This window comes from Nocardioides albus (genome assembly GCF_014648255.1).
GTDB lineage: Bacteria > Actinomycetota > Actinomycetes > Propionibacteriales > Nocardioidaceae > Nocardioides > Nocardioides albus.
The window spans coordinates 154,036-173,700 of sequence record NZ_BMQT01000004.1; the positions used below are offsets into that span (position 1 = coordinate 154,036).

Annotated in this window: 18 protein-coding genes; 11 read left to right on the forward strand and 7 right to left on the reverse strand. The window is 69.6% G+C overall.

The features are described from left to right. Window positions 1-5 precede the first annotated feature (5 nt). The 3 genes from IEY84_RS09675 (at window position 6) to IEY84_RS09685 (ending at window position 3,207) form a co-directional block, all read left to right on the forward strand. Window positions 6-1,067, forward strand: coding sequence for a branched-chain amino acid aminotransferase (locus IEY84_RS09675; RefSeq protein WP_183542500.1), 1,062 nt, complete (start codon window positions 6-8; stop codon window positions 1,065-1,067). Then, complete coding sequence (locus IEY84_RS09680) at window positions 1,064-2,446, forward strand: dipeptidase (RefSeq protein ID WP_183542502.1); 1,383 nt, start codon at window positions 1,064-1,066, stop codon at window positions 2,444-2,446. The genes IEY84_RS09675 and IEY84_RS09680 overlap by 4 nt, the downstream gene beginning before the upstream one ends. 71 nt (window positions 2,447-2,517) lie before the next feature. Continuing rightward, window positions 2,518-3,207, forward strand: a complete 690-nt coding sequence (locus tag IEY84_RS09685; RefSeq protein ID WP_183542504.1) for an AroM family protein — start codon at window positions 2,518-2,520, stop codon at window positions 3,205-3,207. Between the two features lie 4 nt (window positions 3,208-3,211). Here the strand turns inward: IEY84_RS09685 and IEY84_RS09690 are convergent, their stop codons facing one another. Then, a complete protein-coding gene (locus IEY84_RS09690) occupies window positions 3,212-3,988 on the reverse strand; it encodes an IclR family transcriptional regulator (protein WP_183542506.1) in 777 nt (258 codons plus the stop codon). 154 nt (window positions 3,989-4,142) lie between these two features. Between IEY84_RS09690 and IEY84_RS09695 the strand changes: the two genes are divergently transcribed. From IEY84_RS09695 to IEY84_RS09710, 4 genes are all read left to right on the forward strand, one after another. Then, on the forward strand, window positions 4,143-5,774 hold the full coding sequence (locus tag IEY84_RS09695) for an OPT/YSL family transporter (RefSeq protein WP_183542508.1): 1,632 nt from the start codon (window positions 4,143-4,145) through the stop codon (window positions 5,772-5,774). Between the two features lie 40 nt (window positions 5,775-5,814). Continuing rightward, complete coding sequence (locus tag IEY84_RS09700) at window positions 5,815-6,900, forward strand: S-methyl thiohydantoin desulfurase domain-containing protein (RefSeq protein ID WP_183542510.1); 1,086 nt, start codon at window positions 5,815-5,817, stop codon at window positions 6,898-6,900. Beyond that, entirely contained in the window at window positions 6,893-8,344 is a 1,452-nt protein-coding gene (locus tag IEY84_RS09705; protein ID WP_221208530.1) for a M20/M25/M40 family metallo-hydrolase, read from the forward strand. Before IEY84_RS09700 ends, IEY84_RS09705 begins: the two co-directional genes overlap by 8 nt. A 62-nt stretch (window positions 8,345-8,406) precedes the next feature. Continuing rightward, window positions 8,407-9,936: a PucR family transcriptional regulator gene (locus IEY84_RS09710; protein ID WP_183542514.1), complete on the forward strand. Its 1,530-nt coding sequence runs from the start codon at window positions 8,407-8,409 to the stop codon at window positions 9,934-9,936. Here IEY84_RS09710 and IEY84_RS09715 read toward each other — a convergent pair. Together IEY84_RS09715 and IEY84_RS09720 are read right to left on the reverse strand one after the other, a co-directional pair. Next, on the reverse strand, window positions 9,911-11,158 hold the full coding sequence (locus IEY84_RS09715; protein ID WP_183542517.1) for an NAD(P)/FAD-dependent oxidoreductase: 1,248 nt from the start codon (window positions 11,156-11,158) through the stop codon (window positions 9,911-9,913). The genes IEY84_RS09710 and IEY84_RS09715 overlap by 26 nt on opposite strands. Window positions 11,159-11,230: 72 nt before the next feature. After that, window positions 11,231-12,241, reverse strand: a complete 1,011-nt coding sequence (locus IEY84_RS09720; protein ID WP_183542519.1) for a LysR substrate-binding domain-containing protein — start codon at window positions 12,239-12,241, stop codon at window positions 11,231-11,233. A gap of 369 nt (window positions 12,242-12,610) precedes the next feature. Between IEY84_RS09720 and IEY84_RS09725 the strand changes: the two genes are divergently transcribed. Both IEY84_RS09725 and IEY84_RS09730 read left to right on the forward strand, forming a co-directional pair. Then, window positions 12,611-13,861: an MFS transporter gene (locus IEY84_RS09725; protein ID WP_308424450.1), complete on the forward strand. Its 1,251-nt coding sequence runs from the start codon at window positions 12,611-12,613 to the stop codon at window positions 13,859-13,861. Between the two features lie 60 nt (window positions 13,862-13,921). After that, the gene (locus IEY84_RS09730) at window positions 13,922-14,755 is read left to right on the forward strand and encodes a patatin-like phospholipase family protein (RefSeq protein WP_183542522.1); all 834 of its coding nucleotides are present in this window, start codon (window positions 13,922-13,924) and stop codon (window positions 14,753-14,755) included. 66 nt (window positions 14,756-14,821) lie between these two features. Here the strand turns inward: IEY84_RS09730 and IEY84_RS09735 are convergent, their stop codons facing one another. Next, window positions 14,822-15,145, reverse strand: a complete 324-nt coding sequence (locus tag IEY84_RS09735) for a DUF202 domain-containing protein (RefSeq protein WP_183542524.1) — start codon at window positions 15,143-15,145, stop codon at window positions 14,822-14,824. Next, a complete protein-coding gene (locus tag IEY84_RS09740; protein ID WP_221208531.1) occupies window positions 15,142-15,495 on the reverse strand; it encodes a YidH family protein in 354 nt (117 codons plus the stop codon). The genes IEY84_RS09735 and IEY84_RS09740 overlap by 4 nt, the downstream gene beginning before the upstream one ends. A gap of 116 nt (window positions 15,496-15,611) precedes the next feature. Between IEY84_RS09740 and IEY84_RS09745 the strand changes: the two genes are divergently transcribed. Continuing rightward, window positions 15,612-17,207, forward strand: a complete 1,596-nt coding sequence (locus IEY84_RS09745) for an FAD-binding oxidoreductase (RefSeq protein WP_183542528.1) — start codon at window positions 15,612-15,614, stop codon at window positions 17,205-17,207. Between the two features lie 99 nt (window positions 17,208-17,306). After that, window positions 17,307-17,678, forward strand: coding sequence for a DoxX family protein (locus IEY84_RS09750; protein WP_183542530.1), 372 nt, complete (start codon window positions 17,307-17,309; stop codon window positions 17,676-17,678). A 93-nt stretch (window positions 17,679-17,771) separates the two neighbouring features. Here the strand turns inward: IEY84_RS09750 and IEY84_RS09755 are convergent, their stop codons facing one another. Beyond that, the gene (locus tag IEY84_RS09755) at window positions 17,772-17,903 is read right to left on the reverse strand and encodes a methionine/alanine import family NSS transporter small subunit (protein ID WP_183542532.1); all 132 of its coding nucleotides are present in this window, start codon (window positions 17,901-17,903) and stop codon (window positions 17,772-17,774) included. Then, window positions 17,900-19,453, reverse strand: coding sequence for a sodium-dependent transporter (locus IEY84_RS09760; protein ID WP_183542534.1), 1,554 nt, complete (start codon window positions 19,451-19,453; stop codon window positions 17,900-17,902). The genes IEY84_RS09755 and IEY84_RS09760 overlap by 4 nt, the downstream gene beginning before the upstream one ends. Window positions 19,454-19,665: the final 212 nt, after the last annotated feature.

Sequence of the window (19,665 nt, forward strand, 5' to 3'; positions counted from 1 at the left end):
CGGCCATGACAACCACGCCATCCCCCGTGCCCACGGCACCCGCCGGCGAGCTCGGCTTCGGTCAGGTCTTCACCCCGCACATGACGGCGATGCGCTGGACGCCGGACGGCTGGGAGCGCCCGACGCTGCGCGACTTCGAGGACCTCGCGCTGAGCCCGGCGACGATGGTCTTCCACTACGGCCAGGCGATCTTCGAGGGCATGAAGGCCTATCGACACCCGGACGGCGCCGTCCGGCTCTTCCGGCCCGAGCGCAACGCGTCGCGGCTGGCGACCTCTGCCCGGCGGATGGCGATGCCCGAGCTCCCCGAGGCTGACTTCGTCGAGGCGGTCTCGATGCTCGTCGACGCCGACCGGGAGCACGTTCCCGCGGAGCCCGGGCACAGCCTCTACCTGCGGCCGTTCACGATCGCCACGGAGGCCACCCTGGGGACCCGGCCGGCGCGGGAGTACCTCTTCCTGGTCATCGCCTCCCCGTCCGGGCCGTACTTCACCGCCGGCTTCGACGCGATCACGGTCTGGGTCTCCGAGGACCATCCTCGTGCCCACCCGGGCGGCACCGGGTACGCCAAGTGCGCAGGCAACTACGCCGCCGGCATGCTGGTACAGCAGGTCGCGGCCGAGCACGGTGCGGAGCAGGTCGTCTTCCTGGACGCGCGCGAGGGTCGTTGGCTCGAGGAGCTCGGCGGCATGAACCTCTTCCTCGTCCGCGAGGTCGACGGCCGGCCGACCCTGGTCACCCCGCCCGTCTCCGACACCCTTCTCGAGGGCATCACCCGGTCCTCGCTGATCACCTTGGCCGACGACCTCGGCCTGCGCGTCGAGGAGCGGCCGGTCTCGTTGGAGGAGTGGCGCGCCGGGGCGGCGGACGGCACGGTGACGGAGGCCTTTGCCTGCGGCACCGCAGCGGTGGTCACTGCGATCGGTACGGTGCGTACGCAGGCAGCCGACTTCGTGGTCGGCGACGGCCGGCCAGGTCTGTGGACCACTCGTCTGCGTGATGCGCTGCTCGGCATCCAGGAGGGCACCGCGCACGATCACAACGGCTGGATGAGGACCGTCCGATGACCGCTCACGACGACCGCGACGTCGCTGTCCTGGAGACGTTGGCCGACAGGATCGACGCCGGGACGCCTGCGCTGATGACGGACCTCGAGCACTTGGTGCGGATCCCATCGGTGAGCTCGCTGCCTCGTCATCATCACGACGTCGAGCGCAGCGCCACCGAGGTCGCGCGACTTCTGACCGCCGAAGGCCTCGACGCCGCCGTGGTCCGTGCCGACGGTGGCCTGCCGTCCGTCATCGGACACCGTCCGGCCCCGCCGGGGGCCTCGACCGTCCTCCTCTATGCCCACCACGACGTCCAGCCGACCGGTGATCCCGACGGCTGGACCGGCGCACCCTTCGAGCCGGTCGAACGAGACGGACGGCTCTACGGCCGTGGGGCGGCCGACGACAAGGCCGGCCTCGCCGTCCACCTCGCCGCGATCCGCGCGCTCGGCCCCGACCTTCCGGTGGGGGTGATCGTGCTCGTCGAGGGCGAGGAGGAGATCGGCTCGCCGACGCTCCCCGCTTTGCTGGCCGAGCACCGTGACCGGCTGGCCGCCGACGTCGTCGTCATCGCTGACGCCCTCAACTGGGAGGTCGGCACCCCGGCGCTCACCGTGTCGCTGCGCGGCCTGGTCGAGGTGACCGTCGAGGTGGCGACCCTGGAGCATCCACTCCACTCCGGTGCCTTCGGTGGCGTCGTACCGGATGCACTGGCCGTGCTGGTGAGGATGCTGGCGGGCCTGCACGATGACACCGGGGCCGTCGCCGTCCCCGGCCTGGTGGCCCGGTCCGTGTCCAGCCCGGTCGAGTACGACGAGCAGCAGCTCCGTGCCGACGCCGCGCTGCTGCCAGGCGTCGGCCTGACGGGTGCCGGTAGCCTCACCGACCGACTGTGGCACCAGCCCTCCGTGACGGTGACCGGCATCGACTGTCCCAGCGTCGCCGAGGCGCCCAACGCACTTGCTGCGACCGCCCGCGCGAAGATCTCGGTGCGGCTCGCCCCCGGCGACGACCCCGATCGAGCGCTGCATGCGCTGACCGAGCACCTCCGTGCGACCACTCCCCACGGCGCCCACGTACGTGTCGTGCCGGGCATCAGGGCCCACCCGTTCGAGGCCGACCCCACCGGCCCGGCGCACCGGCTCGCGCTCGAGGCGTTCAGGGCTGCCTGGCCGGAGTCGACGCCGGTCGCCATCGGGGTCGGTGGCACGATCCCGCTCGTCCACCTGCTGTCCTCGGTCTTTCCACACGCAGCGGTTCTCGTCACCGGCGTCGAGGATCCCGACACGCGGGCGCACGGCTACGACGAGAGCCTGCATCTGGGCGACTTCCGCAACGCCTGCCTGGCCGAGGCGCTGCTGCTGCAGCGACTGGGTGGTTCTTCCTCGGTGGGTTGAGGAGGACTGCTCGAATGGCTGGTTGGTTCCAAAATATTGACTTGGGTTGCACATAATGGAACGGTTCCACCATGGTGACTGACATCGACCTCGCCCTGCTGACGATCGGGCAGGCGCCTCGTCCGGATCTCTCGGCGAGCACCCGCGCCGTGCTGCCCGCTCGGACCCGGGTCGAGGAGTTCGGTGTGCTGGACGGTCTCTCGCGAGTCGAGGTCGAGAAGAGCTTCGGTGCGCGCGAGGGTGGTCCGGTGCTGGTCACCCGGCTGCAGGACGGTGGCACGGTCACGCTGGATCCGGTGCGGATCGAGGAAGGTCTGCAGCGCTGCATCGAGCGGCTCGAAGGTGAGGGCGTCCGCAACATCGCCGTTCTGTGCACCGGGGAGTTCCCGACCCTTCGGGTCGGTGATGCCTGGCTGTTGGAGCCGGACCGGGTGATCACGACGGCGATCCCGACCCTCGTGCGGGATGCGACGGTCGGCGTTCTCGTGCCCCTCGTCGACCAGATTCCCGAGGCTCGGGAGAAATGGTCAGTGCTCGACGGTGAGGTGCACTTCGCGGCCGCCTCGCCCTTCGACGAAGGGTACGAACAGCTGGTCGCCGCAGCCGAGGGCCTGATGTCGGTGGGTGCGCGCGCTCTGGTTCTCGACTGCATGGCGTACGGCGAGGGGCACCACGCCGCGCTACGTGCAGCGGGCGTCACCGTCGCGGTGCTGGTCTCCGGTCAGGTGTTCGCGCACGCGCTGGCGCCGTTCGTGGCCTGAGGGCTCAGGCCGGGCCGGCCTGGTCGAAGTCGAGCCAGTAGGGGTCGCCGATGCTCTTGCCCACCCGCATGGCCGAGGCGCGCATGCGTTCGCCGTACGCAGGGACGGCCTCGTCGGTGAGCTCGTCGCTGGGCAGGGCGAGGCCGATGCCGAAGAGCTGTCCCGACGTCGGGTCGAGTACGGCCGCGGCGACGCCGGCGACCTGGGTGACGAACTCGCCACGGGAGACCGACCAGCCGTCGATCCGCACGCGCTGCAGGGCCTGCAGCAGCTCGTCAGGAGAGTCGGGCGCGGTGCCGATGTGCGCGAGATCCGTGCCGATGCGGGCCGTGACCTCCTGGTCGTCGAGACGCGCGAGGAGGGCGCGTCCGGTCGAGGTCGCGTGAGCGGGACCGCGGGTGCCCACGGGGGTGTAGGCCTGCAGGGTGCCGACCTTGCCGGTGCGCATGGAGATGACCACCGTCTCGGCCTCGTCGAGAAGGTTGATGTAACCCGCGTACCCCGTGTCCCCGACCATCGCGGAGAGCTCCTCCTCGAGCAAGGAGAGCGCGTTGCGTGATGCGCGGAAGTGGAAGGACGCTTCCATGACCAGAGGTCCCGGCCGATAGGCCAGCGATTGTGCGTCGCGCTCGAGGAAGCCGTGGTCGGCCATCATGCTCAGGGTGCGGGACGCCGAGCTCTTCGGCACGGCCAGCTCGGTGGCGACGTCGGTGACGGTCAGGTCGCGCCGCAGGCGTGTCATCAGGCGCAGTACGTCGCGCGCATTGGCCAAGGTGCTCAACGCTTCATTCCCTCTCCCTCGCCCGGCTCAGCCTAGGTGGTCGCCGAGATCCCCTGGCGGGCAGGTCTTGACGACGGCGTGTTATCAGGCTCACAATCCATATTGTAGAACCTAGTTCGAAATAATGGAACCGCCCTTCCTGCAGGAGAAAGCCATGACCGAACGCTCGTCCGAGACGCTGCCGACGCCGGCGTCCACCCCGCGCCATCCGCGGGCCCTTGCGCCTGCCAATCTCGTCCTCACGGTGCTGCTGAGCGTCCTCGGTGCGATTGTCGGCATCCAGCTCCTGGCGAGCCTCGGGATCACGCCCAGCACGTCGCTGCTCGGCGCTATCGTCGCGATGACGCTCGCGCGGATCCCACTGGTGGCCTTCCGGGCATACCGCTCGGTCCATGCGCAGAACCTCGCGCAGACCAGCATCTCCTCGGCGACCTTCGGCGCGGCCAACAGCCTCTTCCTGCCGATCGGGATCCCGTTCCTGTTCGGGCTGCCGGACATGATCGTCCCGATGCTGATCGGCGTCTCCTGCGCCATGCTGCTCGACGCCTGGCTGCTCTTCCGGATGTTCGACACCCCGGCGTTCCCGGCGAAGAACCCGTGGCCCCTCGGCATCGCCGCCGCGGAGACCATCCGTGCCGGTGACGAGGGCGGTCGCCGTGCGGTCGTGCTCGCGGGCGGCTTCGTGACCGGTGTGGTCGGAGCGATCTTCGCTCTGCCGATGTCGGCCTTCGGCGTCGCGCTGATCGGCAGCTTCGGCGCGATGATCGCCTTCGGTGCCGGCCTGCTCTCCCGTGCCTACTCCGTCGACCTCATCGGGATCGACCTCTACGCCCACTACATTCCGCACGGCATGATGATCGGCGCAGGGATCGTGGCGCTGGTCCAGGTCGGTCGCGCCGTCGTCGGCGCCTATCGTTCCAAGGGCGGCCGCCGCTCGGCGACCGTCAGCGCGTCTGAGGACGAGTCCCAGTCAGCGCACCGTCTCGGCACGTCGCTGGCCACCGGTGGGTTCGCCTACCTCGTCGTCGCCATCGGGCTCTCGCTCGGCACGGGCATCGTCACCGACATGGGACTGCTCGAGCTGATCGGATTCATCGCCTTCGCGACCGTTGCCGCGTTCGTCCACGAGCTCATCGTCGGCATCGCCGCCATGCACTCCGGCTGGTTCCCCGCCTTCGCGGTCGCTCTCATCACGCTGTTGATCGGTATCCTGATCGGCTTCCCGCCTGAGGCGCTGGTCGTGATGGCCGGCTTCACCGCAGCCACCGGCCCGGCCTTCGCCGACATGGGCTACGACCTCAAGGCTGGCTTCGTCCTCCGTGGAAACGGTGCCGACCCGGAGTTCGAGCTCGAGGGGCGCCGCCAGCAGTTCATCGCCGCGATGGTCGGCTTCGTGGTCGCGATCGTCGTCGTGGCGGTGTCCTACCAGATGTTCTTCGACGCGGGGAAGACCGCGCCGATCGATGCGGCGTACGTCGCCTCGATCCAGGCCGGCGTCTCCGGCGAGACGGCCCGGGCCCTCCTCATCTGGGCGATCCCGGGCGCGCTGCTCCAGCTGATCGGCGGACCGCGCCAGCAGCTCGGCATCCTGCTCGCCACCGGCCTGCTCATCCTCAGCCCCGCGGCCGGCTGGCTGGTCGCGGCCGGACTCGTCGTCCGCGTACTGGCCACCCGGGTCTTCGGTGCCGGCATCAAGGAGGACCTGGAGGTCTTCGCCGGCGGCTCCATCGCAGGTGACGCGCTCTACTCGTTCGGCAACGGCGCCTACAACACCCTCCGCAACTGACCTCCCACCACCACACTCGCACCACCGAAGGAGACGCGCCGTGAAGCGTGCACTGACAATGGACGACATCGAAGCCGCCGTGCTGGGCGGAGCGATCCTGGGAGGAGGCGGCGGCGGCTTCGTCGAGAAGGGGCTCCGCACGGCCGAGCTCGCCCTCACGGCCGGCACCCCCCAGCTCTGGACCCTCGATGAGTTCGACGACGACGACCTGGTCGCAACGGTCGCGCTGGTAGGCGCGCCGGCGGCACCCTCGCCGCTCGTCACGCCCCGTCACCTGATGCGTGCTCTCGAGCTCCTCAACCGTGAGCTTCCCGGCCGGGAGATCGTCGCCATCAACTCCAACGAGAACGGCGCGGAGACCACCGTCAACGGGTGGTTCCAGTCGGCGATGTCCGGACTGCCGGTCATCGACCTGGCATGCAACGGTCGAGCCCACCCGTCGAGCGTGATGGGGGCGATGGGCCTGCACCTGCGTGAGGGCTACACCTCCATCCAGGCGTACGCCGGCGGGCATCCCCACCAGTACCTCGAAGGAGCCACCACCGGCAACCTCGACGCGACCTCCGGCGTCGTCCGGCGGGCTTCGATGGACGCCGGCGGCTGGGTGGGCGTCGCGCGCAACCCGGTGAGCGTGGGCTACAGCCGCGATCACGGCGCCCCGGGTGCGATCACCAGCGCCATCGAGCTGGGGCAGCAGTACCTCAAGGGCGGTCTTCACGGTGCCATCGAGCACCTGGGTGGTCGAGTCGTCACCGCCGGCACCGTGAGCGGCTTCACCTGCCGGCAGGAGGAGGGGCTGGACGTCGGTGTGGTCACCCTCGACGACGATGACCGGACGGCCCTGCACTTCGTCAACGAGTACATGGTGCTCGAGCAGGGCAGCACCCGGATCTCGGCCTTCCCGGACCTGATCATGACCTTCGTCGCCGACGGCGCGAGCGCGACGTCCGGACCGCCGCGCCCGGTGCCCTCCGGCGTCGTCGCGGAGGGCATGGAGCTGACTGTGGTCACCGTCCCGGCGGAGAAGCTCATCCTCGCCGAGACCATGTTCATGCCCGACCTCTACGCGCCGCTCGAGGCTGCGCTCGACCGCAGGTTCGCTCCGGCGGTGCTTGCCGGTGCCTGAGACCCGGTCTGCGACGGCGCTCGACCCGGGGCGGGTCCTCGACTACTGCCGGAACCGGTGGGAGACCGACCTGCTCGCGGAGCTGAGCGCCTTCATCGAGGCTCGCGCCATCAGCCCGGCGTACGACGCGGCGTGGGAGGCGACCGGCCAGCTGGATGCGGTTGCCGACCGGGCTGCGCAGTGGATTCGCGCCCAGGGTCTGGCCGGCGCCGAGGTCGACGTGCTCCGTGAGCCCGGGCGCACTCCGCTCGTCCTGGTCGACGTGCCCGGAACGGCGCCCGACACGGAGTCGGGCACGGTCCTGTTCTACGGCCACCTCGACAAGCAGCCGGCGGGCGAGGGCTGGTCCGCCGGCCGGGACCCCTGGATACCGCACTTCGACGGCACCCGGCTCTACGGTCGCGGCGGCGCCGATGACGGCTATGCGCTGTACGCGGCCGTCGCGGCGATCCAGGCCGTCGACGAACAACACGCCCCACGTCCGCGTTGTGTCGGCATCTTCGAGACCTCCGAGGAGTCCGGAAGCCCCGATCTCCCGTTCTGGCTCTCCCGGCTGGAGTCGCGGATCGCCGATGTCGACCTGGTCGTCTGCCTCGACTCCGGCGCGGGCGACTACGACCGACTCTGGCTGGTGACCTCGCTGCGTGGTCACTGTGGTGGCCGTCTCGACGTCCAGGTGCTCGACCACGGTGCGCACTCGGGTGATGCCGGAGGAGTAGTGCCGTCGTCCTTCCGGATCGGACGCAGCCTGCTCGATCGCCTCGAGTCCAGCGCAACCGGGGAGGTCCGGCTCGGCGCAGCCTGGTGTCCGATCCCGGACGAGCGCATCCGGCAGGCTCGTACGGCTGCCGGCGTCCTCGGCCCGGCGGTGGCCGCCCGCTTCGACTGGTCCGGATCGACCGTCCCCACGACGGCGGACGGCGCGGAGCAGCTGCTCAATCGCGCATGGCGACCGAGCCTTGCCGTCACGGGCGCCGACGGCCTGCCGGCCATCGCGGATGCGGGCAACGTGCTCCGACCTTCGACTAGCCTCAAGCTGTCCCTCCGGCTACCGCCTCAGGTGGACAGCCGTGCCGCGCTGAGGGCGCTGAAGGCCCTGCTCGAGAACGACCCGCCGTACGGTGCGCGGGTGACCTTCACCCCCGACACCGTCGTCGCCGACGGCTGGTCTGCCCCGCCGCTCGAGCCGTGGCTCGAACGGACACTGGATCGCGCCAGTCGTGGCTACTTCGACGGCGCCGGGCTCGCCATGCTCGGCCAGGGCGGAACGATCCCGCTGATGGGCATGCTGAGCGGTCTGTTCCCCGACGCACAGTTCCTGGCGTGCGGCGTACAAGGCCCTGGTGCAGGGGCGCACGGCCCGGACGAGTCGTTGCACCTGCCCTACACCCAGCGACTGACGGCCAGCATCGCGATGGTGCTCGCTGCGACTCGTCACGAGTAGCAGGGTCTGGAAGACGTCGATCCGGCCAGATCGACCGGTTCGTACCGTGGCACAGTGGCGTCGTGATCACTGCCGCCGGTTTGGCCGACTCCCTCCCCCAGGGGTTTGTCGAGGTCGTCGTGCCGGGCGAGCCGCGTCAGGTCTTCGGTCTGGAGATCGCGGAGGCCGGGGAACAGGTTGCGCTAGGACGGGGCGAGCTGGTGACGGTGGTCGGTGCCACGAGCGCCGAACAGGTGCTGGCGATCATCTCGTCCTGTGCTGACGCCGCCGGCCTGCTCCTGCGCCGTTCGCTGGCGGACGAGATCGAGGTCGCCCGGCGCTGTGCCGAGACGGGGCTGCCGTTGCTCGGGATGGTCGAGGGGGCTTCGCTGAGCTCGGTGGTCGCCGTCGTCCGATCAGCGATCGACGCGTCGGCCGCGCCCTCACGGACGTCGGCCGACCATCTCCACGACGATCTCTTCCACGTGGCCGACCGGATCAGCTCGCTGCTCGGCGCCCCGGTGACGATCGAGGACGCGAGCTCGCACGTCCTGGCGTACTCGCGTGGCCAGTCCGACATCGACGACGCCCGCACGGCGACCATCGTCGGCCGCCGGGTGCCCCGCGAGATGCGCGACCACTTCCGTTCGCTCGGCGTGTTCCGGCGGATGGCCCGCTCCGATGCGGCGTTCTTCGTACCTGCAGGCACCGGCGTCAAGGCACGGTACGTCGTCCCGGTCCGTGCCGGCGGCGAGTGGCTGGGGTCGATCTGGGCGATCGCCGCGAACCCGCTTCCGCCTGGGCACGAGCGTGAGCTGGATGCGGCAACCGAGCTGGTCGCGCTCTCCCTGCTCCGGCTCCGCGCGCAGGCTGAGCTCCACCAGCAGGTCCAGCTCGACCAGGTCCGTTCCCTCGTACGCGGGTCGACGACCGAGCAGCCGGAATGGCTCGTCGACGGTCCGTGGCGGGTAGCGGTCCTGGTCGGTCCGGCAGATCTGCACGCGGAGGCCCGCTGTCAGCTGTGGCAGGCGCTCTGCCGTCGGCGGGGGTGGCGCAGACCCGTGGTCGCCGACCTCGACGACCAGGTGTACGCCGTGCTCCGCGTCGGCGCGCCCGGCCCCGGAGCCGACGGCTGGCTCGCGGATCTGGTGCGCAGCGAGGGGCGGACCAACGCCGCCGTACGGATGTACGTCGGCGCCACCGTCGACTCGCCACGCGATCTCGAGGACTCGCGGGCGACGGCGGCGGAGCTCGCTGCGACCGGAGACGAGGGTGGCCCCGTCGTCACCGTCGCAGACGGGTGGCCGGCGATCGTGCTGGCACGGGCGGTGCGCGGGCAGGAGAGCCGTCCGCTCGTGTCACCGCTCAGGGACCTGCTCGACGACGACGGTGCCGGCCTCCTGGTCGACACGCTCGAGGCGATGATCGACTTCTGGGGCGAGCCGAAGCGAGCCGCCCGGTCGCTCGGGGTGCATCCGAACACGGTCAGGAACCGGGCGGCCCGCATCGTCACGCTGTGCCCCATCGACCTCGAGGATCCCGAGCAGCGGCTCGCGCTGAGGCTGGAGATCGCCCGGCTCCGGGCGCTCAGCGCAGCGGGTCGACGCTCCTGAGCTGCTCGGGACGTACGCCCGTGACGATCTGCTCGGCCAGCAGCCGTCCGGTCACCGGACCGAGGGTGACGCCCCACATCCCGTGACCGCCGGCGATGAAGACCCGTGGGTCGTTCGAGGCACCGATCAGAGGAAGACCGTCGGAGGTGCACGGCCGGGCGCCGACCCACTCGTCCTCGCGCTGGTCCAGGTGCGCTCCCGCGAGCATGGTTCGGGCGGCGCCCACGAGGGCGTCGATCCGCCGCGGGTCCCGAGGTGCGTCGGCGTCGCGGAACTCCATCATCCCGGCGATCCTTAGGCGGTCGCCGACCGGAGTGCAGGCGAGCCGCTGCGTGGGGAAGTAGACCGGGCCTCGCGGCACGTCGTCGACCTTCACGGTGAAGGAGTAGCCGCGTCCGGCCTGGACGATGCGCCGGACGCCGACCTGCCGGCCGTGCGCGCCGATCCAGGCTCCGGTCGCGACGACCACGGCGTCGTAGGGCTCGCCGGCGATGACGACCTCGCGGTCGGTCGACCGGATATGCTCGACCGAGGTCCCGGTCACCAGACGACCGCCGCGCTTCTGCACCGAGTCCGCGATCGAGTGGACGTACGCCGCAGGGTCGATGAACCGCTCGCCGTGGATCCGGATGGCGGTCGCGACGCTGTCGGCGAGCGCGGGCTCCTCGGCACGGGCACGGTCGCCGTCGACCACCTCGAAGTCCACCCGCTGACCGCAGGCCTCGATGTGCTCGAACTCGTCGAGCAGCGCGCGGCTGTCCTCGACGCTCCGGAACGCGGCGGTGAACGGGCTCGCCGCCTTCGTCCGCGCCTCGACCCCACCCTGCTCGAGCTCGTCGTACGCTGCCAGCGCTTCGTTGTTGAGCGGGATCAGCGCCCGCATCGCCTGCTGCCAGCGTGCGGGAGTGCAGTTGCGGGCGAACTGGGCAAGGAATCGCAGAAGCCGAGGGTTCGCGGTGGGCGGTACGTAGACGGGCGAGGACGGGCTGAGGACCGCACGGAGGCCGTACTGCAGGACGGACGGCTCGGGAAGCGGCACCGCGATGCTCGGCGTCAGCCAGCCGGCGTTGCCCCAGCTCGACCCGGCAGCGACGCCGTCGCGGTCGACGACGGTGACATCGACGCCGGCCTCCTGGAGATACCACGCGGTGGACAGACCGACCATGCCGGCGCCGACGACGGCGACTCGGCGCGGCGAAGAGGTGCGAGCGGCTGAGTTCATGGCTTCATCGTCGTCGCTCGGGACCGCGAGCTCGCTGCGCGTTCGCCACAACTGGAAGCCGGTTGATTGTGCTCAGAGTCCAGTCGTCGACGGCTGGCCGGGCTCGGCCGTCGCTGCGGGAAGCGATCCTTCGGTTTCTGCGAAAGGGCGGTTCGCGTCTGCGTCGGCTGTCATCCGAGCTGCCTCATCGGACAGGTGGCGGATGAGGATGGCAGCAACCGGAGCCAGCGGACGCTCCGCGTCGACCATGACCCCGACCGACCTGCGGATGTTGCTCAGCTCGATGGCCAGCGATCGCAGGTCCGGGTCCTGCTCGACCACGAACATCGGTACGGCCGTGATCATGTCGCTCGCGTGCAGCAGGTCGCGGAGGGTGACGATGGAGGTGCACTCCACCACGTCGGCCGGCAGGTCGACTCGCTGTTCGGCGAAAACCCGCTCGAGCTCGGTGCGCAACCTGGTCTGTTCGGGAGGAAGGATCCAGGGGAAGCGTGCGGTGTCGGCGAGCTGCGGGTCGGGGTGATCGTGGATCGGGTGCCCGAGCCGGGCTGCGATGCGAAACGGCTCCTCGTGGAGCTTGACCCGGCGGATGCGATCCGATGTCCTGCGTGGCAGCCGACCGACGATCACGTCCAGCTCGCCGGTGAGGAGCTGGCGCTCCAAGGCCTCCGGGATCGCCTCCTTGACGGTCACCACCACGTTGGGGTGCTCCTTCTTCAGGCCCGCGATTGCAAGCGGTAGAAGCTTGGAGCCGGCGAAGTGTGCGCCGACGGTGATGGTCCCCAGATCGCCGCTTCGCAGCCGCTCGATCTGGTCCTCCGCCGCCCGAAGCTGCGCCAGCACCGCGCCGGCATGGGCGAGGAACGCTTCGCCGTACACCGTCGGTTGCACGCCGCGAGGGAGTCGTTCGAACAGCGTGACACCCAGGATCTCCTCGACCTCACGCAGTCCGCGGGTCACCACCGGCTGCGTCACGTGCAACAGCTCGGCCGCTCCGACGACACTGCCGGCTTCGGCGATGGTCCTGGTCAAGATCAGGTGGCGGATCTTGAGTCTGCCGTCGAGCAGGCGTCCGGACGACATGCTCCAGAGGATACTCCGGGCCGCGGCGCTGGGACCGCGTCCGACCCCGGGATGCCTGAACGGCTATGTCGCAGGGACGAATAGGCATTGGTGCTCACGGGTGCTGGGCGGTGAGCATGGTTGTCGACCAGATGACTGTCGTCACATTCCCGGCGCGGCCGCTGACGACAGCTGGTTGCCCGACGACGGCAGAGGGCGGGACCGGACCCGCTCGGTCCGCCGTTCATTCGTGTCCGCATCGCGGAGGCGATCCAGATCTCGACCGAGCGCCTCATCGAGGAGAACACCATGGCCAGAAGCGCCGAAATGCAGCAATCAACGCCCGACAGGTCGTCGTCCGCGGGGACCAGGAGTCGAGAGGCACGCCGCGTGGTCGTCTCGAGCTTTCTCGGGACGACCATCGAGTACTACGACTATCTCCTCTACGGGACCGCGGCGGCGTTGGTCTTCGGCCCCGTGTTCTTCCCTGACCTCTCGGCAGCTGCGGCGACGATCGCCTCGCTGGCCTCCTTCGCCGTCGGATACGTGGCCCGGCCGCTCGGCGGGATCGTCTTCGGACACTTCGGTGACCGGCTGGGACGCAAGAAGATGCTTGTCGTATCGATGACCTTGATGGGTCTGGGCTCGGTGCTCATCGGGCTGATCCCGCCCGCGTCGATGATCGGTTCGTGGGCGGCGATCATCCTCGTCACGCTCCGTGTGTGCCAAGGCGTCGCCATCGGTGGGGAGTGGGGCGGGGCGGCACTCATGGCGCTCGAGCACGCGGAACCTCGGCGACGTGGCTTCTACGCGTCCTTCACCAATGCCGGTGCGCCGATGGGCGGGGTTCTCGGCACGCTGGCGATGATGGTGGCGGCGCAGCTGCCCGACGATCAGTTCCTGTCGTGGGGATGGCGGGTCCCGTTCCTCCTGTCGGCGGTGATGCTCGCCGTCGGTCTGTTCGTCAGACTGAGCATCACCGAGAGCCCGATCTTCCGTGCGGCGGTCGAGCAGGACCGGCGGGAGAAGGACGAGGCCCTGCCGATCATCGAGGTGCTCAAGGCTCCGAAGACGGTCCTGGTCGCCGCTGGTGCCTGCGTCACCAGCTTCGCGCTGCAGTCGATCATCACCACCTTCGGGATCGGGTACGCCGTGCAGCACGGGACCTCGAGGACCGATGCGCTGCTGGGCGTGGCCGCCGGTTCGTTCGTGGCGGTCTTCCTGGTGCTCGGCTACGCCAACCTCTCCGATCGGATCGGTCGCCGGCCCGTGATGGTCGGCGGTGCGCTCGGGATCATCCTGCTCGCCTATCCGATGTTCTCGGTCCTGGGATCAGGTGCCCCGACGAGCGTCTTCCTGGCGTTCCTGCTCTTCAGCGTGTGCCAGAACGCCATGTTCGGCCCGATGGCCGGGTTCCTGACGGAGCAGTTCGCGACGCGTAGCCGGTACACGGGCGCGTCGGTCAGCTTTCAGCTCGCGGCGCTCGGCGGTGGTTTCGCCCCGACCGTCCTGGCCGCTCTCGCCGGCGGCGCGCACGGCGGGATCTGGCCGATGTCGCTGTTCGTGATGGCGCTCGCCGCCGTCAGCGCGGTGCTCATCCTGATCACCAATGAGACCCGGGACCGCGACCTCGTGGCGTGAGCGGCGGTCGGCTCGACCAACGAGACATCCAGACATCAGCAGAATGAAATGAGAGACAGAATGACACTCGCACTTGTCCTCGGTGGAGGCGGCGTTGCAGGGATCGCCTGGCAGACCGGCGTCCTCGCTGGGCTCGCCGACGGCGGCGTCGACCTCACCACCGCTGACCGGATCATCGGTACGTCGGCAGGGTCGGTCGTGGGGCCGCAGCTGGTCAGCGGTATCTCTCTGCCTGACCTGTTCGACGCTCAGATCGTGGGGTCGGTGCCGGAGAAGCACGTCTCGTACGCCTTGGCGGAGCAGAAGGAGCACTGGGCGCGGATCACCGAAGGGGCCGACGACCCGGACGAGGCGATGCGCCGCATCGGGGACTACGCCGTCAGCAGTGCGACGATGAGCGAGCAGGAGCGGCTCTCGATCATCGAGGCGCGTCTTCCGAGGTCGGAGTGGCCGACACAAGAGCTCATCCTCACCTCGGTCGACATCCAGAGCGGACAGCTACGGACGTGGTCGCAGCGCGACGGCATCCCGCTGAGCCATGCCGTGGCGGCGAGCTGCGCCATGCCCGGCGCCTGGCCACCCGTGACGATCGCCGGACGGCGCTACATGGACGGCGGTATCCAGTCCACCACCCATGCGACGCTCGCCGACGGCTGCGACGCCTGCCTGGTGATCGCCCCGTTCCCGGGTGGGCTCTGGGGAAGCGCGAGCGTCCAGGAGGAGCTCGAGGCGCTGCGGAACGTGGGCACCGCGCTGGTGGCTCCGGATGAGGCCTCGACCCGGGCGATCGGCGCCAACCCGCTCGACCCGGCGACCCGGGCCCCCGCAGCGCAGGCAGGACGCGCACAGGGCCGTGCCGAAGCCGAGCGGATCGCTGCGGCGCTGCGTCTCTAGGGGCACTCGCGGAACGGCGCATCTCGGCCGGGGCTCCGCTTGTGGCCGGAACCCGGTCGTGGTGCCTCAGCCGAGCGTCAGCGCTGCGAGCTCGGTGGCCGCGAGCAGGGTCGTGGCCACCGCGAGGGACGCCGGCGCGGTCCCGCCGCGAGATCGTCCCCGCGAGCGGGTGCCGGCATCGTGTGCGTACCTTCCACGGCTCTCGAGGAAGACCCAGAGGGCCAGACAGGTCGCGATGCCGAGCGGGATCAGGACCACGAACCCCAGCGACGACCAGGTCAGGCGGGCCATGATGGCGCTGCCGCCGAGCAGGGACAGCGCAGTGCGCTGCCAGCTCAGGGCGGTGCGCTCGTTGGACGCGCCTTCGTCGGGGCGCTGGGCGATCGTCATCGCACGGCGAGCAGCAGGACGAGCGCGACGAGGACGACGACCACGGCGAAGAAGGCGCCGAACCCGAACGAGGGCAGCGGTTCTGCACGGCGGATGGCCCGCTCGGCCAGCGCCCAGCGTGCCCAGGCGAACGTTGCGCCGATCATGCCCAGGAGGATCAGCGCGATCGCGGCCACCTCCTGGGCGTGCGATGAGCCCGGGAGGTCGACGACGTCGAGCGCGACGCCGGCCGCGACGAGGGCGAGCGCGGTTCGGATCCAGGCGAGGAAGGTGCGTTCGTTGGCGAAGCTGAACCGGTAGTCGGGTTCCTCCCCTTGGTCGTAGATCCAGGCAGGACGGCGTCGTGACATGTCTGCCATTGTGCCTCTGGTGGATCGACCACCCCGGAGGAGCCCGCGAGGAAGACGGAGGAACACATGGCGCGTATCGTGCAGTCGCTCGTGACGATGTTTGCGGAGGGCCGGTCATGACGCGCTCGTGGTGGGGCTGGGGGCGTGAGGACGCTCAGGTCGTGGGCGCGGAGCTCGACTCGCTGCTAGACCGGGTGCGCCAGATGCTGCCCGATCACGACTTCACCGACCATCCCCCGCCCGCGCCGTCGAGCCTTTCGGTGCCCGCCCCTCGTGTCTCGCCGCCGTCCGCACTCGCCGGGCTCTGCTCGGCCGATACCGTGGACCGGCTCGCTCATGCTCGTGGCAAGGCGTTCCGCGATGTGGTGCGCAACCTGCACGGAGACATCCGACATCTTCCGGACCTGGTCGTCCGACCCGCCACCGAGCAGGACGTCGTCGACGTGCTGGAGTGGTGCAGCGGTGCCGGCATCGCCGTCGTCCCGTACGGCGGCGGCAGCTCGGTCGTCGGGGGTGTCGAGCCTCGTTTCGACGGGCCGGCGATCAGCCTCGACCTCGAGCGGCTCGACCGCGTGCTGGAGGTCGACAGGGCCAGCCGCGCCGGGCGGATCCAGGGCGGCGTCCTCGGGCCGTCGCTCGAGGACCAGCTCCGACCGTACGACCTGACGCTTCGCCACTTCCCGCAGTCGTTCGAGTTCTCGACGCTGGGCGGCTGGCTCGCGACCCGTGCCGGTGGGCACTACGCCACGCTCTACACGCACATCGACGACCTCACCGAGTCGATGCGGGTCGTCACCCCGAGCGGCATCAGCGAGTCGCGGCGGCTCCCGGGATCGGGCGCCGGTCCGTCCCCCGACCGGCTGTTCCTCGGGTCGGAGGGCACCCTCGGTGTCATCACCGAGGCGTGGGTGCGGCTGCAGGACCGGCCGCGCTGGCAGGTCACCACCTCGGTGACCTTCGACGACTACGAGGAGGCGGTCGCCGCGGTGCGGACGATCGCCCAGGCCGGCCTCTACCCCACCAACTGCCGGCTGCTGGACGCCGGCGAGGCGCTGCTGAGCGCGGGCGTCGCCACCACCGGAGGGATGCTGATCCTGGCCTTCGAGTCCGCCGACCACCCGGTCGAGCCCTGGCTCGCCCGCGCCACCGAGATCGCCGCCGACCTCGGCGGCATGATCGGTGCCGCTCGTGCGCGCGGAGACGAAGGCAGCGACTCGGCCGGCGCCTGGAAGTCGAACTTCCTGCGGATGCCCTATCAGCGTGACGCCCTCGCCCGCCGCAGCATGATCGTGGAGACCTTCGAGACCGCGTGCACCTGGGACCGGTTCGCCGGATTCGACGCGGCCGTCCGTGCCGCCGCCCAGACCGCCCTGGACGACATCTGCGGAGGTGGGGTGATCACCTGCCGGTTCACCCACGTCTATCCGGACGGCCCCGCGCCCTACTACGGGATCTACGCGCCGGGCCGCTGGGGAAGCACGCTGGCCCAGTGGGACGAGATCAAGGCCGCCGTGTCCGAGGCGATCATCGACAACGGCGGCACGATCACCCACCACCACGCGGTCGGCCGAGACCACCGTCCGTGGTACGACCGCCAGCGACCCGACCCCTTCGCCAGCGCCCTCGCGGCAGCCAAGCAGGCCCTGGACTCGGCCGGCATCCTCAACCCGGGCGTGCTCATCGACCCGGTCTCGTCGCCCCGGAACCCCTAGCGGTCCGAGCGGCGTACCGATGTCGCAGGAGATGTCACAGATGCACCGCCTGCCCCGTCATAGGGATCGTCCGTGCACTGAAACGAACCTGGAGACATCATGAACATCGCCCTGTGGATCGTCGCCTGCGTCTTCGGCCTCGCCTACGTCATCGGCGGCACCATCAAGCTGACGATGCCGTACGAGAGATACGCAGCCAAGCTGCACTGGCCCGAGGACTTCACACCGGGGAACGTGAAGTTCATGGGCCTGGTCGAGGTCCTGGGTGGCATCGGCCTGGTGATCCCGGCGTTGGTCGACGTGGCGCCGATCCTGGTGCCGATCGCAGCCTCGGGCATGGCGCTCTACATGGCCGGAGCGATCACCGAACGGCTCCGGCGCGGCGAGCACAAGGAGCTGGTCGGTGACCTGCTCTTCCTGGCCGCGATGCTCTTCGTCGCCTGGGGTCGCTTCGGGCTGGAGCCGTTCTAGCCCGCCCGTAGACGTAGGAAGGGCCTGTCTCGGAGGTGGCTTGACGCCACTCTCCGAGACAGGCCCTTACGTCTGGGTCCGGTCAGCGAACCATCAGAGGTCGCGCTGGATCTCGTCCGCGTGCGGAAGGTCGGGGCTGCGTCGCAGGTTGACGATGGCCACGGCCAGACCGCCCCAGATGATCAGCATCGCGACGAGCATCATGACGATGGCGGAGCCGCTCATGACTGTGCTCCCTTCTTGTTGAAGTGAACCTCGGACAGAGTCTCGGGGTCGCGCCACTTGGCCTGCGCGGCCAGGAACCCGAAGACGATGACGGCGCCGGCCACGCCCCAGCCGAAGACGGCGAGCATCCAGGTCGGGTAGCCCTCGTACGGCGTCTTCACGTCCTCCCAGAAGGAGAGGCCGAGCACGAGCACGAGGCCGATCGGGGCGACGATGCTGACCAGGATCCGCCACCAGGCGCCGACGACGATCGAGCTGCCGTCGGAGAGGTGGTCGCTGAAGGTCGGCAGCACGCGCAGCCCCCAGCTCAGGACCAGCATCGAGATGACGGCGACCAGCAGGATGCCGAACTGGTTGATGAAGTGGTCGACGATGTCGAGCACGTAGATCCCGCTCGTGGTGGAGAAGAACACCAGGCTGACCAGGGCCATCGGGATGGTGACCGCGATCGTGGCGCGGGTGCGCGTCATCTCGAACTTGTCACGCACCGCCGAGATCACGACCTCGACGATGGACACCATCGAGGTGAAGCCGGCGATGACCAGCGAGAAGAAGAAGAGCACGCCGATCAGGGCACCAGCGGGCGCCTCGCTGATGATCGCGGGGAAGGCGACGAACGCCAGCCCGATGCCGGAGGTGGCGACATCGCCGACAGCGACCCCGTTTGCCTGCGCCATGAACCCGAGCGCTGCGAAGACGCCGATGCCGGCGAGCAGCTCGAAGCCCGAATTGGCGAAGCCGACCACGAGGCCCGACCCCGGCATGTCGGTGTGCTTGTGGACGTAGGAGGAGTAGGTGATCATGATGCCGAAGCCGATGGACAGCGAGAAGAAGATCTGGCCGTACGCCGCAGCCCACACCGTCGGATCGGTCAGCGCTCCCCAGTTCGGGGTGAAGAGCGCGTCCAGGCCCTCAGCCGCACCCGGGAGGAAGAGCGAGCGCACCACCAGGATCCCGAACGCGACCACGAGGATCGGGATGAAGATGGCCGAGCTCGCGCCGACGCCCTTCTGGACACCGAGCAGCAGCACCGCCACGATCGCGACCCACACCAGCAGCAGCGGGATCAGCACGCCCCACACCGGGGTCGTGGAGACGCCCGGGTCGCCGGCCTTGAGGAAGTCGCCGAAGAAGAAGCCCTCGGGGTCGTCGCCCCAGGCCTTGGTGACGCTGAAGATCGTGTAGCGCACCGCCCACGCCATGACGGCGGCGTAGTAGATGGCGATCATGAAACAGATGCCGACCTGCCACCAGCCGAGGCCCTCGGTGCCACGGCGGAGGCGGGCGAAGGACAGGGGCGCGGAGCCGCGGAAGCGGTGGCCCATCGCGTAGTCGAGGAAGAGGAACGGGATACCGGCCGTCAGCAGCGCCACGATGTAGGGGATGACGAAGGCGCCACCGCCGTTCTCGTAGGCGACGTACGGGAAACGCCAGATGTTGCCCAGGCCCACCGCGGACCCGATCGCCGCGAAGATGAAGACCCCTCGCGAAGAGAATGCTCCGCGTTTAGCCGCTGCTCCGTCCGGCACGCTCTCAGGTGTCGTGCTCATTTCCGCCTCCTTGCTCGATACTTCTTGTGACGCCGATCACGAACGATAGTGATTTCGGCTGTCGGCGGCTGACGCGGGGTTCGCGACGGCCGCCCGAGAGGCTACACACCAAGACTTCCTGGTTTGAGGGCTACCGCACGTAGAACGTCCCGTTGCGGAAGGAAGCCGATCTCACGATAACTCAACCACCCCCTTGACACATTGGTGTCGAC

Bases quoted from the DNA above. Each gene is read 5' to 3' on its own strand.
- IEY84_RS09695 (WP_183542508.1), top strand. From the start codon at position 4,143: ATGACCGAACGCTCGTCCGAGACGCTGCCGACGCCGGCGTCCACCCCG.
- IEY84_RS09685 (WP_183542504.1), top strand. From the start codon at position 2,518: ATGGTGACTGACATCGACCTCGCCCTGCTGACGATCGGGCAGGCGCCT.
- IEY84_RS09715 (WP_183542517.1), bottom strand. From the start codon at position 11,158: ATGAACTCAGCCGCTCGCACCTCTTCGCCGCGCCGAGTCGCCGTCGTC.
- IEY84_RS09735 (WP_183542524.1), bottom strand. From the start codon at position 15,145: ATGACGATCGCCCAGCGCCCCGACGAAGGCGCGTCCAACGAGCGCACC.
- IEY84_RS09755 (WP_183542532.1), bottom strand. From the start codon at position 17,903: ATGAGCGGCTCCGCCATCGTCATGATGCTCGTCGCGATGCTGATCATC.
- IEY84_RS09750 (WP_183542530.1), top strand. From the start codon at position 17,307: ATGAACATCGCCCTGTGGATCGTCGCCTGCGTCTTCGGCCTCGCCTAC.
- IEY84_RS09675 (WP_183542500.1), top strand. From the start codon at position 6: ATGACAACCACGCCATCCCCCGTGCCCACGGCACCCGCCGGCGAGCTC.
- IEY84_RS09680 (WP_183542502.1), top strand. From the start codon at position 1,064: ATGACCGCTCACGACGACCGCGACGTCGCTGTCCTGGAGACGTTGGCC.
- IEY84_RS09745 (WP_183542528.1), top strand. From the start codon at position 15,612: ATGACGCGCTCGTGGTGGGGCTGGGGGCGTGAGGACGCTCAGGTCGTG.
- IEY84_RS09740 (WP_221208531.1), bottom strand. From the start codon at position 15,495: ATGTCACGACGCCGTCCTGCCTGGATCTACGACCAAGGGGAGGAACCC.
- IEY84_RS09760 (WP_183542534.1), bottom strand. From the start codon at position 19,453: ATGAGCACGACACCTGAGAGCGTGCCGGACGGAGCAGCGGCTAAACGC.
- IEY84_RS09720 (WP_183542519.1), bottom strand. From the start codon at position 12,241: ATGTCGTCCGGACGCCTGCTCGACGGCAGACTCAAGATCCGCCACCTG.
- IEY84_RS09730 (WP_183542522.1), top strand. From the start codon at position 13,922: ATGACACTCGCACTTGTCCTCGGTGGAGGCGGCGTTGCAGGGATCGCC.